Origin of the sequence: Roseateles chitinivorans (genome assembly GCF_002761755.1) — a bacterium.
Taxonomy (GTDB): Bacteria; Pseudomonadota; Gammaproteobacteria; order Burkholderiales; family Burkholderiaceae_C; genus Roseateles; species Roseateles chitinivorans.
Map to the genome: position 1 here is coordinate 19,320 of NZ_PEOG01000065.1, position 13,571 is coordinate 32,890.

A 13,571-nucleotide genomic window follows, 5' to 3' on the forward strand; every position below is an offset into this window, starting at 1 on the left:
CGACCCGCGCGCCATGAGCCCCTCGCGGTTCTCGCTCAAGCGCCAGCTGCTGCTGTGGCTGCTGCTGCCGCAGGTGGTGCTCTGGCTGGCCGGCGCGGTCTTCAGCTACCGGCTCGCCGGCCGCTATGCCAACGAGGCCGTCGACGCCACGCTGCTGCAGGCCACGCGCTCGCTCGCGCGCCAGGTCAAGCCGATGGGCAACGGGCTGCTGATCGACTTCCCCCGCGCCGCGCAGGATGTGCTCGAGGCCGACCCGAGCGACAAGCTGCTCTACACGGTCAGTTCGCCACCGGGCCAGTTCATCCTGGGCAACCGCAACCTGCCCAGCCCGCCGGCGATGCCGGCCAGCCCGCCGCTGGGCCAGGCCCAGTTCTACGACGGCGAGATCGAGGCCGACGGCGCCCGCGCCGTCTCGCCGGTGCGGGTGGCGGCGCTGTACCTGCAGTTCGGCGAGAACCCCCGCGCCCAGCAGACGATGCTGGTGCAGGTCGCGCGCTCCAGCGCCAACCGCGAGCTGCTCGCGCGCCGGCTGCTGATCGACACGATGCTGCCGCTGTCCGTCCTGATCGTGCTGATGAGCATGATCGTGTGGGCCGGCGTCGGCGCCGGCCTGGCGCCGATCGCGCGGCTGCGCCGGCTGGTCGAGGGGCGCAAGCCCAACGACCTGCGCCCCATCGAGCTCGATGCCGCGCCGCAGGAACTGCGCTCGCTCGCGCAGGCGATCAACGACCTGCTCGAGGCCGTCAGCCACAACGTCGAGGGCCAGCGCCGCTTCATCAGCGACGCCGCCCATCAGCTGCGCACGCCGCTGGCGGGCCTCAAGAGCCAGAGCGAGCTCGCGCTCGCCGAGGCCCCGCCCGGTCCGCTGACGATGCGGCTGGCGCGGGTGCATGAAGGCGCCTCGCGCAGCGCGCATCTGGTGAACCAGCTGCTGGCGCTCGCCCGCACCGAGCCGGAGTCGCTGCAGCGCCAGACGCCGGTGCGCTTCGATCTCGGCCGCCTGGCCCGCGAGGTCACCGCCGAGCTGGTGCCGCGCGCGCTGCAGCAGAACGTCGACCTCGGCTATGACGGCCCGGACAGCGATCCGGACTGCGCTGGCGCGTCGCAACTCGAGGAGCGGCCAGGAGACGCGCCGCCGACCGACGACGCGCCCGAGCGGCCGGTGGAGATCGTCGGCATCCCGCTGTTGCTGCGCGAGGCCCTGGTCAACCTGGTGGACAACGCCTTGCGCTACGCCGGCCGGGGCGCCCGTGTGACGGTGCAAGTGCATGGCGCCAGCGATCACGCGGAACTCGTCGTCACCGACAACGGCCCCGGCGTCCCGGAGGCCTTGCGGGAGCAGGTGTTCGAGCGCTTCTTCCGCGCCACCCACGAGGGCAACGGCTGCGGCCTGGGGCTGGCGATCGTCAAGGAGATCGTCGAGCGCCATGGCGGTCGCATCGCCCTCTCCGCCGCGCGACCACGCGGCCTGCGCGTCTCGATCCGCCTGCCGCTGGCGGCCTGACGATCGGCGCGATCGCGCCGCAGTTCGCCCGCGCGCACCAGCGCGGCGCCGATCGAGCGCTGCACGCCCGCCTACACAGGTTTCTCGCACCACGCTGCTAGTGGTAAGCACCAATATAGTTTCATTAATGGAAAATTAAAGTTCAGCCCGCATGCAAGAAAGATAAACGTCCGATTAACGGAGCACGCCCGGAGCGCCGTTTCTCGGATCCACACCGGAGACTGAACATGACCTGCACCCCGCGCGCCGCGCGCATTCCTGGCGTTCGCGCCACGCTCACCACCGCCGCCGGCCTGCTGCTGGCCGCGGGCTCCGCCCAGGCCCTGGACTACACCGGCTACCTGCGCGCCGGCCCCGGCGGCACCACCGACGGCGGCGCCAGCCGCGCCTGCTATGCGCTCAATGGCGGCACCAGCGGCATGAAGTACCGCCTCGGCAACGAGTGCGACATCTACGGCGAGTTCCAGCTCGCCCAGGGCTTCAAGAAGGACGGCATCGACTACAAGGTCGTGCTGATGACCGACTACTGGAATCCGCATTCCGACGCCGACGACGCCAAGCACCTGCGCCTGGCGCAGATGTACGTCGAGGCCAAGGGCTTCGACTTCCTGCCGGAAGCCACCGTCTGGGCCGGCAAGGAACGCGGCCGCCGCGGCGACGTCCACATCGTCGACACCTACTTCACCGAGATGGCCGGCATCGGCGCCGGCATGAAGGGCATCCCCGTCGGTCCGGGCAAGCTCGGCGTCGCCTACTACACCAACGACAAGGACAACAACCAGCGTCCTGGCCATCGCGGCAACGTCGAGTACGTCGACATCCCGACCAACCCCGACGGCACCCTGGCCCTGTTCGGCACGGCCACCAAGTCGCAGTTCGCCGGCGGCACCAATGGCTGGGGCCTGGCCGCCAAGCATGTGCAAAGCAAGCTGTTCGGCACCTCGCTCAACAACGTGCTGTGGGTGCAGTACGCGCAAGGCTCGACCGGGCTGAACTCCAACTTCGGCAACCAGACCGACACCTCCGCCGCGAAGAAGTTCCGCGTCGTCGAGTCGGTCAACTTCCAGCAAGGCGCCTGGGGCGGCATGGGCATGCTGCTGTGGGCCAACGAGAAGGACAACGCTGGCAAGGCCACGGTATCCACCTCGGTCGGCGGCCGCGTCTCCTACGCGGTCACCCGCAACTTCAAGCTGCTCACCGAAGCCGGCGTGTCGCAGTACAAGCCCGACGGCGGCCAGCGCGCGCGCCTGACCAAGGTGACCTTCGCGCCGACGCTGTCCACCGGCCCGGCGCTGATGGACCGCCCCGAGTTCCGCCTCTACGTCACCCACGCCAAGTGGAACAAGGCCGCCGGCAACGTCACCGGCGTGGCCGGCTACGACGGCGAGACCTCCGGCACCAGCTTCGGCGCTCAAGTCGAAGTCTGGTTCTGACACCCGCCACCGATCAGGCCGGCGGGGGCGGCCTCCCCGCCCCCGCGCCTGCGGCATCGCATGACAACATTCGCTCCCACTTCCCGACGACACGGAGACAACGGAATGACCCAGCTCAAGCAACTTTCCCAGGCCGCGGCGCTGTGCGCGCTGATGGCCGCCGGCGCGGCGCACGCCGGCGAGGTCGAGGTCCTGCACTGGTGGACCAGCGGCGGCGAGGCCAAGGCCGCCACCGCGCTGAAGGCCACGCTGCAGAAGCAGGGCCACACCTGGAAGGACTTCGCGGTCGCCGGTGGCGGCGGCGACTCGGCCATGACGGTGCTGAAGTCGCGGGTGGTGTCCGGCAACGCGCCGGCCGCCGCGCAGATCAAGGGCCCGTCGCTGCAGGAATGGGCGGCCGAGGGCGTGCTGACCAATGTCGACGCCGTCGCCAAGGCCGGCAAGTGGGACGAGGTGATCCCGCCGGTGGTGGCCAACATCATGAAGTACAAGGGCCACTACATCGCCGCGCCGGTCAACGTGCATCGCGTGAACTGGCTGTGGGTCAATCCCGAGGCGCTGAAGAAGGCCGGCACCAAGCTGCCCACCACCTGGGACGAGTTCTTCGTCACGGCCGAGGCGCTGAAGAAGGCCGGCATCATCCCGGTGGCCCACGGCGGCCAGAACTGGCAGGACTTCACCGTCTTCGAATCGGTGGCGCTGGGCGTCGGCGGCGTGGACTTCTACAAGAAGGCGCTGGTGCAGCTCGACCCGGCCACGCTGACCGGCCCGCAGATGGAGAAGGTGCTCACCACCTTCAAGCGCATCAAGGACTACACCGACAAGAACGCCCCCGGTCGTGACTGGAACCTGGCCACCGCGATGGTCATCAAGGGCGAGGCCGGCATGCAGCTGATGGGCGACTGGGCCAAGGGCGAGTTCATCGCCGCGGGCAAGACGCCGGGCAAGGACTTCATCTGCGCCGCCGCGCCCGGCACGCAGAAGTCCTTCACCTTCAACATCGATTCCTTCGCGCTGTTCAAGCTGAAGAACGCCGCCAACGAGAAGGCCCAGCAAGACCTGGCCACCGCGATCATGTCGCCCGAGTTCCAGGAGCTGTTCAACCTGAACAAGGGCTCGATCCCGGTGCGCACCGGCATGAAGATGGACAAGTTCGACGACTGCGCCAAGCAGTCGGCCGCCGACTTCGCCGCCGATGCCAAGACCGGCACGCTGGTGCCGTCGATCGCGCACGGCATGGCGGTCCCCGCCGCCGCGGAGGGCGCGATGAAGGACGTGGTCAGCCAGTTCTGGAACAGCGACAAGATGACCGCCAAGGACGCGCAGACGCGCCTGGCCGCCGCCGCCAAGTCCAAGTAATCCGCCAGCCCGGAGGGGCGACATCGTCGATGTCGCCCCTGTCCTGTTCTCCCCGGCCGCGCCCCCTGGCGCCGCCTCCAGGTCCGCACCGCATGTCCGCCTCCCGAGCCCCTCGCAGTCCCTGGCTTCCCAAGCTGGTGGTCGCGCCGACCTTCCTGATCTCGTTCCTCTTCATCTACGGCCTGATGGCGTGGAACGGCTACCTGTCGCTGTCCGCGTCGCGGCTGCTGCCGAACTACGAGTTCGTCGGCCTGGACCAGTACCGCGCCCTGTTCGACAACGAGCGCTGGTGGCTCGCGCTGAGCAACCTGGGCATCTTCGGCGCGCTGTTCATCGGCGGCGCGATGGCCGTGGGCCTGCTGCTGGCCATCCTGCTGGACCAGAAGATCCGCGGCGAAGGCGTGCTGCGCACGGTGTACCTGTACCCGATGGCGCTGTCCTTCATCGTGACCGGCACCGCATGGAAGTGGATCCTCAACCCCGGCCTGGGCATCGAGCACCTGATGCAGCAGTGGGGTTTCGAGTCCTTCACCTTCGGCTGGCTGGTCGACCCCGACATGGCGATCTACTGCGTCGTGATCGCGGGCGTGTGGCAGTCGGCCGGTTTCGTGATGGCGCTGTTCCTGGCGGGGCTGCGCGGCATCGACGACTCGATCATCAAGGCCGCGCAGGTCGACGGCGCGTCGCTGCCGCGGATCTACTGGCGCATCATCATCCCGACGCTGCGGCCGGTGTTCTTCTCGACGCTGATGGTCGTGGCGCACATCGCGATCAAGAGCTTCGACCTGGTGATGGCGCTGACCGCGGGCGGCCCCGGCTACGCCACCGACCTGCCGGCGACCTTCATGTACACGATGGCGTTCTCGCGCGGCCAGATCGGTCTGGGCGCGGCCAGCGCCACGGTGATGCTGGCCACGATCGCGGCCATCGTCGTTCCCTACCTCTATTCCGAGCTCCGCTCGAAGCAGTGATCCCGCGCGGGACGAGCGACGCGACATGAGCCCTACCCTTTCCCCCTCCCCGGCCGGATCCCGGCACCTGACCGCGCAGCGCCTGCTGCTGTGGGCCGTGCTGCTGGTCTTCGCCTTCTTCTTCCTGCTGCCGCTGTACGTGATGATCAGCACCTCGCTCAAGAGCATGGACGAGGTGCGCAACGGCACGCTGCTCTCGGTGCCGCTGAGCCCCTCGCTCGACGCCTGGTCCAAGGCCTGGCACAGCGCCTGCACCGGCACCGACTGCGGCGGGCTCAAGCCCTTCTTCATGAATTCGGTGCTGATGGTCGTGCCGGCGGTGCTGATCTCGACAGCGCTGGGCGCGCTCAACGGCTACGTGCTGACCAAGTGGCGCTTCCGCGGCAGCGAGCTGCTGTTCGGGCTGCTGCTGTTCGGCGTGTTCATGCCGATGCAGGTCGTGCTGCTGCCGATGAGCCAGGTGCTGGGCACGCTGGGCATCGCCAGCTCGGTGTGGGGCCTGATCCTGGTCCACATCCTGGCCGGCATGCCGTCGACGACGCTGTTCTTCCGCAACTACTACGCCGGCCTGCCCGACGAGCTGATCAAGGCGGCGACGCTGGACGGCGCCTCCTTCTGGCAGATCTTCTGGCGCATCGTCGTGCCGCTGTCCACGCCCATCCTGGTGGTGACGCTGATCTGGCAGTTCACCTCGATCTGGAACGACTTCCTCTACGGGGTGGTCTTCTCCGGCGCGGACAGCAAGCCGATCACCGTCGGGCTGAACAACCTGGCCAACACGTCCAGCTCGGTCAAGGAATACAACGTGGACATGGCCGCGGCGCTGATCGCCGCGCTGCCGACGCTCGTGGTCTACATCGTCGCGGGCAAGTACTTCGTGCGTGGGCTCACCGCCGGCGCCGTCAAGGGTTAAGAGGAGTCAAGCATGGGCGCGCTCGCCATTTCTCAGGTCCGCAAGAGCTACGGCTCGGCCGACATCCTCAAGGGCATCGATCTGTCGATCGAGGCCGGCGAATTCCTGATCCTGGTCGGCCCCTCGGGCTGCGGCAAGTCCACGCTGCTGGCGATGATCGCCGGCCTGGAGCATCCGACCTCCGGCTCGATCCACATCGGCGATCGCGACGTCACCTACGCGCCCAGCAAGGACCGCGACATCGCGATGGTGTTCCAGAGCTACGCGCTCTATCCCAACATGAACGTCGCGCAGAACATCGCCTTTGGGCTGGAGATGCGCAAGGTGCCCAAGGCCCAGCGCGACGAGACGGTGCAGCGCGTGGCCAAGATGCTGCAGATCGGCCACCTGCTGGACCGCAAGCCGGGGCAGCTCTCCGGCGGCCAGCGCCAGCGCGTGGCGATGGGTCGGGCGCTGGCGCGCGATCCCAAGCTCTTCCTGTTCGACGAGCCCCTGTCCAACCTGGACGCGAAGCTGCGCATCGAGATGCGTGCCGAGATCAAGCTGCTGCACCAGCGCACGAAGACGACCACCGTCTACGTCACCCATGACCAGGTCGAGGCGATGACGCTGGGCGATCGCATCGCGGTGATGCGCGATGGCCTGGTGCAGCAGTTCGGCACGCCGGAGGAGATCTACACGCGGCCGGCCAATCGCTTCGTGGCCGAGTTCATCGGCTCGCCGACGATGAACTTCGTCAACGCGGAGCGCAGCGCGGCCGGCCTGGCGGCCAGTGGCCAGACCGTGCCGGTGAACGCGGCGCAGCAGGCAGCGATCGGCGCCACCGGCAGCGTGCTCTACGGCGTCCGCCCGGAACATATCCGCCTCGCCGACAGCAACGACGGCGGCCTGCCCGGCGTGCTGAAGATGAGCGAGCCCACCGGCCCGGAAACCTACCTGCTGGTCGACACCCCGACCGGCCCGATGACCGCCCGCGTGGCGGGCAATCCCCACCTCAATGTCGGTGATGCGGTGCGGCTGCAATGGGCGGCGGAGTCGGCGCATCTGTTCGACGCGAAGGACGAGCGCCGCCTGGCGTGAACGGGCCGGCTGACCGGCCTTCGGGGCCCTCGCGGCCATGGGGGCCGGCCGGCCGCAGGCGCAGCCAGACGGTTTGCGCCAGCAGCGCCGCGGCGAGCCCGAGCGCGATCCAGGCGGAGGCGCCCGCCCCCGCCATCGGCGAAGACCGCTGCTTGAGATAGACGCCGACCAGGCCCCAGACCGCCGCCGCGGCATAGGCCAGCGCCGCCGGGCCGGTGCCGGGCGCGTGCAGCCGCGCATTCGCCACCAGCAGCAGCAGGGCGGCGAGCGCCCACAGCACCAGCGTCCACGGCAGTTGATCGACGGTGGGCAGCAGTTGCTGGGCGACGATCACCTGCGCGGTATTCAGGAAGGCCGCCAGGGACAGCCATCCGGCGTGCAACGCCAGCGGCGCCACGGCGAGCCAGGACGCCGCGCCGCGCGGCACCGCCCGCGCCAGCAGCATCAGCGCCCACAGCAGGCTGATCAGCGCCAGCCAGATGATGGCCAGCGCCAGCCAGAACCACTGCTGGGAGAACACGATCATCCAGCTCGCGGTGAGCGCGAAGCCGGCGACCACCAGCCAGTGGCAGCGATGGGAATCGCGATGCCCTTCCCGGTCCGGCACCGGTCGGCCGCGCAGCAGCCAGGCCGCGGCCACGAGATCGAGCAGGAAGATCACGCCCCAGATCGAGAAGGCATAGCCGTCTGCGACCAGCAGCGTCGGATAGCGGTCGGAGATCGCGCCGTTGTCGGGGCCGAAGACGCCGCGCTGCGACGCCCAGGCGACGAGCGGCATGGACAGGGCGGCGAGGAGGACGAGCACTTGATGCATGGCAGTAGCAGGGAGTTTGCTCCCCCAGGGCAAGGCACATACCCCCTGGATGGAGATGCCGCGCGCGGGAGGCGCATCACTGTTTTTGCATACAGCTATGATGCCGCCCCATGTCCTCCGCCCTTGCCGACGCCCCGCCCCGCGCGGCCGACGTCTTCGCCGACCTGAATCCCGAGCAGCGCTCGGCGGTCGAGCACGGACTCGATGAACACGGCGTTCGCGGGCAGAGCCCACTGCTGGTGATCGCCGGCGCCGGCTCGGGCAAGACGAAGACGCTGGCGGCGCGCGTCGCCCGCCTGATCCAGTCCGGCGCGGACCCGCAGCGACTGCTGCTGCTGACCTTCTCCCGCCGTGCTGCCGGCGAGATGGAGCGCCGCGCCGGCCGCATGCTGCATCGCGCGCTCGGCTTGCGCGCGACGCAGGCGCCGCCGCGCCTCCCCTGGTCCGGCACCTTCCATGGCGTGGGCGCGCGGCTGCTGCGCGAATACGCCCCGCGCATCGGCCTGGCACCCAACTTCACCCTGCTCGATCGCGCCGACGCCGAGGACCTGATGGGCCTGCAACGTCAGGCGCTCGGCCTGGCCGAGACGGCCGAGCGCTTCCCGCTCAAGGCCACCTGCCTGTCCATCTACTCCCGGGCGATCAACGGCGAGAGCCGGCTGGACCAGGTCCTGCAGGAGCACTTCCCCTGGTGCTTCCCGGTGCATGACGAGCTCAAGCGGCTGTTCAAGGCCTATGTCGAGGAGAAGCAGCGCCAGCAGTTGCTGGACTACGACGACCTGCTGCTCTACTGGGCCGAGCTGATGAGCGACGACCGCCTGGCCGCCGAGCTCGGCGATCGCTTCCAGCATGTGCTGGTCGACGAGTACCAGGACACCAACCGGCTGCAGGCGACCATCCTGCGCCGGCTCAAGCCGAGCGGCGGCGGCCTGACGGTGGTGGGCGACGACGCGCAGGCGATCTACTCGTTCCGCGCGGCCGAGGTGCGCAACATCCTCGAGTTCCCCGCCCAGTTCGATCCCCCCGCGCGGGTGGTGGCGCTGGAGCGCAACTACCGGTCGACGCAGCCGATCCTGGAGGCCTCGAACGCGGTCATCGCGATGGCCCGCGAGCGGCACGAGAAGCGGCTGTGGACCGACCGGGCCTCGAGCGAGCGGCCGCAGCTGGTGACCGTCGAGGACGAGGCGCGCCAGGCCCAGTGGGTCGCCGACAAAGTGCTCGAGCGGCGCGAGCAGGGATTGCGGTTGAAGCGCCAGGCGGTGCTGTTCCGCACCTCGAGCCATGCCGCGCCGCTGGAGCTGGAGCTGACGCGGCGCAACATCCCCTTCGTCAAGTTCGGCGGCCTGAAATTCCTGGAGAGCACGCATGTGAAGGACGTGCTGAGCGTGCTGCGCTGGGCCGAGAACCCGCGCGGACGGCTGGCGGGGTTCCGGGTCTCGCAGTTGCTGCCTGGCTTCGGGCCGGCGAGCGCGCGTCGGCTGATCGACGCGATGGCGCCCGCCGCGGATCCGGTCCAGGCGCTGCGCGCATTCGAGCCGCCCCGCGCCGCGGCCGCGTCATGGACGGCGCTGCGCGATCTGCTGGCGAGCCTCATCGGCGATGCGCAGTGGCCGATGGACCTGGAGTCGGTGGTCGAGTGGTATGCCCCTCACCTGGAGCGGCTGCACGACGACGCGCCGGTGCGCCTGGCCGACCTGGAGCAGGTCGTGCGCATCGCCCAGGGCTTCGGCTCCCGGGAGCGCTTCCTGACCGAGCTGACGCTGGATCCGCCCGAGGCGAGCAGCGATGAATCCGGCATCCCGCTGAAGGACGAGGACTACCTGATCCTGTCGACCATCCACTCGGCCAAGGGGCAGGAATGGAATGCGGTCTACCTGCTCAATTGCGTGGACGGCTGCATGCCGTCGGACCTGAGCACCGGCGCGCAGGCGCAGATCGAGGAAGAGCGGCGGCTGCTGTACGTCGCGATGACGCGGGCCAAGGAGCACCTGGCGGTGATGGTGCCGCAGCGCTTCTATGTCACGCAGCAGGCGCGGCACGGTGACCGTCACCTCCACGCCAGCGTCTCGCGCTTCCTGCCCGGCAAGGTGGTGCGCCACTTCGACAAGCTGGGGCCGGCCAACCAGACCCAGGCGGCGCTGCCGGAGCTGGCCAGGCCCGCGATGGATGTCGCGGCGAGGCTGCGCAAGGCCTGGGACTGAGGCGCCGTGCCAGACGCCTCGGCGCACGCGTAACGCACGTTACCGCACGCCCGGATGGACGTCCGGCGTGCAGCACTTAAACTTCCCGCCGGTCAACCCCTGACCCCGACGCCCTCCTCGGCCCCGCCCGCCTGCTCTGCCTGCCGCCTACCGCCGTGTCGATCCGCCACACCGTCCTCCGCACCCTCGCCCACACCAACTGGCGCCTCGCGCTGCCGGCGCTGGCCCTGACCTGCGGCAGCCTGATCGTGCAAGCCGCCAGCGACGACCCGGAGATCGTCGTCCCCACCACCGCGCCGACCTCGGCCGCGATCGGCCCGACCGGCGTCGTGACGCCCGCGGTGCCGGCCGCCTCCGCGCCGCCGGCGGCGCGGGCCTCGGAGGCCGCCGTCGCCCCCGCGACGCCGGTCGACGAACCGCTGATGAAGCTGCCGGTCAACGCCCGCCACATGCTGGTGATCGACGACAGCGGTCGCGTGCTGATGGCCAAGGATGCCGACACCGTCGTGCCCATCGCCTCGCTGACCAAGCTGATGACGGCGATGGTGGTGCTGGATGCCAGGCAGGACATGAACGAGGAGATCCGCATCGAGGACGCCGACGTCGACCGGCTCAAGCACAGCCGCTCGCGGGTGCGCGTCGGCGCGACGATGAGCCGGGAGGCGGCGCTGGAGCTGGCGCTGATCTCGTCCGAGAACCGCGCCGCGTCGGCGCTGGCCCGCCACTTCCCCGGTGGCCTGCCGGCCTACGAGGCGGCGGTCGCGGCCAAGATCCGGGCCCTGGGCCTGTCGCACACCTCGCTGGCCGACCCGACCGGCCTCTCGCCCCACAACACCTCGACGGCCGCCGAGGTCGCCCGCATCGCCGCCGCCGCGGCCCGCTACCCGGTGATCGCGCGCATCAGCAGCGACAAGTCGAGCGAGGTCGAGGTCAACGGCCGTCCGCGGGAATTGCGCAACACCAACCACCTGGTCGGCGCCAAGGGGTGGGACATCCGCCTGTCCAAGACCGGCTACACCGAGGAAGCCGGCCGCTGCCTGGCGATGCGGATGAAGAGCGGCGGCCAGACCATCACCGTCGTCCTGCTCGATGCCGACGGCTCCGCGCAGCGCCTGCGCGACGCCGCCGCGATCCGCAAGTCGCTCGCCAAGATCGCCGCGGTCTGACGACGCCGGCGTCCTTGCCGGCGCACGGACCACCCGGTCGCCATCGCGATCGACCGCCGCCGGCTCGGGCCGGCCCCACAAGGAGTTCCCATGAACCGCCGCCACTGGCTCGGCGCCGCCAGCGCCTGGGCCGCCGCATGGCCGCTCGTCGCGCCCGCGCACGCCGATGCACCGGCCTCGCCGCCATCGCCATCGCCATCGCCATCGCCATCGCCATCGCCATCGCCATCGCCATCCGCCGACCGCCTGCCCTTCGCCGACCCGCCCCGGCCCGCGCGCATGCGGGTATCCGCGGACCGCATCGTCGACATCACCGTCTGTACGCGCCCGTTCCGGGCACAGGGGCCGCGCATCGAGGCGCAGCGACTGCACGGCAAGACCGTCATCCACCATTACGGCCACGGCGGGGCGGGCTGGTCCCTGTCCTGGGGATCGGCGACGCTGGGGGCGCTGCCGCTGATCCGCGGCACCGGCGAGCGGCGCATCGCCGTCATCGGCTGCGGCGCCATCGGCCTGACCACCGCCCGCGTCGCGCAGCGCGCCGGACTGCGGGTGCGCATCTACTGCCGCGAGCGCCCGCCGGAAGTGGCCTCCACCTTCGCCACCGGCCTGTGGTCGCCCGAGTCCCGCGTGGTCGCAGCCGAGCATGCGACGCCGGCATTCAACGCGATGTGGGAGCGCATGGCTCGCCACAGTTTCCGCGCGTGGCAGGACCAGTTGGGCCTGCCCGGCGCGCCGGTCGAATGGCGCGACGGCTATGTGCTGTCCGACCTGCCCTTCGACCAGGCGCTGCCGGCCGGTCAGGGCGGCCATGGCGGCCCGGCCGAGCCGGACTATCCGGACCTGCTGGACCTCATCCCCGACCTGCATCCGCGCTCCATGCCGCTGAACCCGGCCCAGCACCCATTCCCGGTGCCGCATGCGCGTCGCTTCACCCAGATGACCTTCAACATCCGCCCGTACCAGCGGCTGCTGATGGAAGACTTTTTCCGCGAAGGCGGCGAGATCGTCACCCGCGATTTCAGCGACGCGCGTGAACTCGCCGGCCTGCCCGAGCGCACGATCGTCAACTGCACCGGCTACGGCGCGCGGGCGCTGTTCGGCGACGAGCGTTTGATCCCGGTGCGCGGTCAGATCGCACGGCTGGTGCCGCAGCCGGAGGTCGACTACATGGTCGCCTGGCGCGGCCACAACCTGATGGTCGTGCCGCGGCGCGACGGCCTGCTGGTGCAGGCCCAGGGCGAGCATGACTTCAACAACCCGGACCGCGGCGTCGATCGCGCGATGAGCGAGGCCGCCGTGGCGCGCCTGGCGGCCCTGTTCGCCTGAGCCGCGTCGCGGGTGTTCCCACCGGCGGGGCCCGCGATGCCACCCGTTGAGGTCGATCAAGGACCCCGGACCTTCGCGCCAGAAGCCACACCGGGCCGCACCGGTGCGGACCTAGCATCGCTGGCTCCCTCCTTCTCGACTGGAGTCCGCGCATGCGCCATCGTTCTCCCCATCCGACCGTCACCCCACTGCCTCCGCCGCATTCCGACTTCCGGCTGCTCATGCATCGCCTGGATGAACATGCCGCCGACATCCACGAACTGCGCAGCGATGTACGCGAGCTCAAGGCATCGATCGACGCGGTGCGCATCGAATCGCGCGATCAGGCCGATGCGTTGCGCATCGAATCGCGCGATCAGGTCGACGCGCTGCGCAGGGACTCACAACAGCAACTCGATGCCTTCCGCAGGGAGTGCCAGCAGCAACTCGACGCCTTCCGTCGGGAGACGCAGCAGGGCTTGCAGGAACTGCGTGTCGAGATCGCGAGTTCCGTCCGATCCAGCGTGGCCGCCGCGATCGCGCCCATCGAGGAGCGCTTCAACACCTTGGACGAGCGGGTCAAAAGTGCAGGTCTCGCCTCGGACACCCGCCTGCTGAAGTGGTTCGCCGGCTCGGCGGCCAGCTCTTCCGGCCTGGCGATCCTCGTCTCCCGGTTGCTGTCATGAAGGCCTTCGGTGGGACGCCGCGCCACGCGCCGTCCTCCGTCAGCGCCAGTAGGCCCTGTCCTACCCCTCCCATGACCCGTCGGAGCTACCGTCGAGCCATCTCGGCAGAAGCGTCCAGACCTCATGGTGCCCCCAT

At 69.9% G+C, this 13,571-nt stretch carries 11 protein-coding genes; 10 read left to right on the plus strand and 1 reads right to left on the minus strand.

Translation table 11 applies throughout. The annotated features are described in order from the left end of the window. The first annotated feature begins 13 nt into the window (after positions 1–13). The 6 genes from CS062_RS20000 to CS062_RS20025 all read left to right on the plus strand — a co-directional run bounded on the left by CS062_RS20000 (position 14) and on the right by CS062_RS20025 (position 7,260). Entirely contained in the window at positions 14–1,504 is a 1,491-nt protein-coding gene (locus CS062_RS20000) for a sensor histidine kinase (protein WP_099863320.1), read from the plus strand. 227 nt (positions 1,505–1,731) lie between these two features. Then, the gene (locus CS062_RS20005; protein ID WP_099863321.1) at positions 1,732–2,937 is read left to right on the plus strand and encodes a maltoporin; all 1,206 of its coding nucleotides are present in this window, start codon (positions 1,732–1,734) and stop codon (positions 2,935–2,937) included. Positions 2,938–3,042: 105 nt separating this feature from the next. Next, positions 3,043–4,296: an ABC transporter substrate-binding protein gene (locus CS062_RS20010; protein WP_099863322.1), complete on the plus strand. Its 1,254-nt coding sequence runs from the start codon at positions 3,043–3,045 to the stop codon at positions 4,294–4,296. Between the two features lie 92 nt (positions 4,297–4,388). Beyond that, positions 4,389–5,267, plus strand: a complete 879-nt coding sequence (locus CS062_RS20015; RefSeq protein ID WP_099863323.1) for a carbohydrate ABC transporter permease — start codon at positions 4,389–4,391, stop codon at positions 5,265–5,267. 25 nt (positions 5,268–5,292) lie between these two features. Continuing rightward, positions 5,293–6,180: a carbohydrate ABC transporter permease gene (locus CS062_RS20020; protein ID WP_099863324.1), complete on the plus strand. Its 888-nt coding sequence runs from the start codon at positions 5,293–5,295 to the stop codon at positions 6,178–6,180. A gap of 12 nt (positions 6,181–6,192) precedes the next feature. Next, positions 6,193–7,260: an ABC transporter ATP-binding protein gene (locus tag CS062_RS20025; protein ID WP_099863325.1), complete on the plus strand. Its 1,068-nt coding sequence runs from the start codon at positions 6,193–6,195 to the stop codon at positions 7,258–7,260. Here CS062_RS20025 and CS062_RS20030 read toward each other — a convergent pair. Then, complete coding sequence (locus CS062_RS20030) at positions 7,175–8,074, minus strand: TspO-related membrane protein (RefSeq protein ID WP_199174298.1); 900 nt, start codon at positions 8,072–8,074, stop codon at positions 7,175–7,177. The two genes, CS062_RS20025 and CS062_RS20030, sit on opposite strands and share 86 nt — an antisense overlap. A gap of 110 nt (positions 8,075–8,184) precedes the next feature. Between CS062_RS20030 and CS062_RS20035 the strand changes: the two genes are divergently transcribed. The 4 genes from CS062_RS20035 (at position 8,185) to CS062_RS20055 (ending at position 13,435) form a co-directional block, all read left to right on the plus strand. Beyond that, positions 8,185–10,275, plus strand: coding sequence for an ATP-dependent helicase (locus CS062_RS20035; protein ID WP_099863326.1), 2,091 nt, complete (start codon positions 8,185–8,187; stop codon positions 10,273–10,275). A gap of 155 nt (positions 10,276–10,430) precedes the next feature. Beyond that, positions 10,431–11,441 (plus strand): serine hydrolase, encoded by a 1,011-nt coding sequence (locus tag CS062_RS20045; protein ID WP_233218166.1) that lies wholly within the window; start codon positions 10,431–10,433, stop codon positions 11,439–11,441. 90 nt (positions 11,442–11,531) lie between these two features. Beyond that, positions 11,532–12,770, plus strand: coding sequence for an NAD(P)/FAD-dependent oxidoreductase (locus CS062_RS20050; RefSeq protein WP_099863327.1), 1,239 nt, complete (start codon positions 11,532–11,534; stop codon positions 12,768–12,770). Between the two features lie 152 nt (positions 12,771–12,922). Beyond that, positions 12,923–13,435, plus strand: a complete 513-nt coding sequence (locus CS062_RS20055) for a hypothetical protein (protein WP_099863328.1) — start codon at positions 12,923–12,925, stop codon at positions 13,433–13,435. The last annotated feature ends 136 nt before the right edge of the window (positions 13,436–13,571 follow it).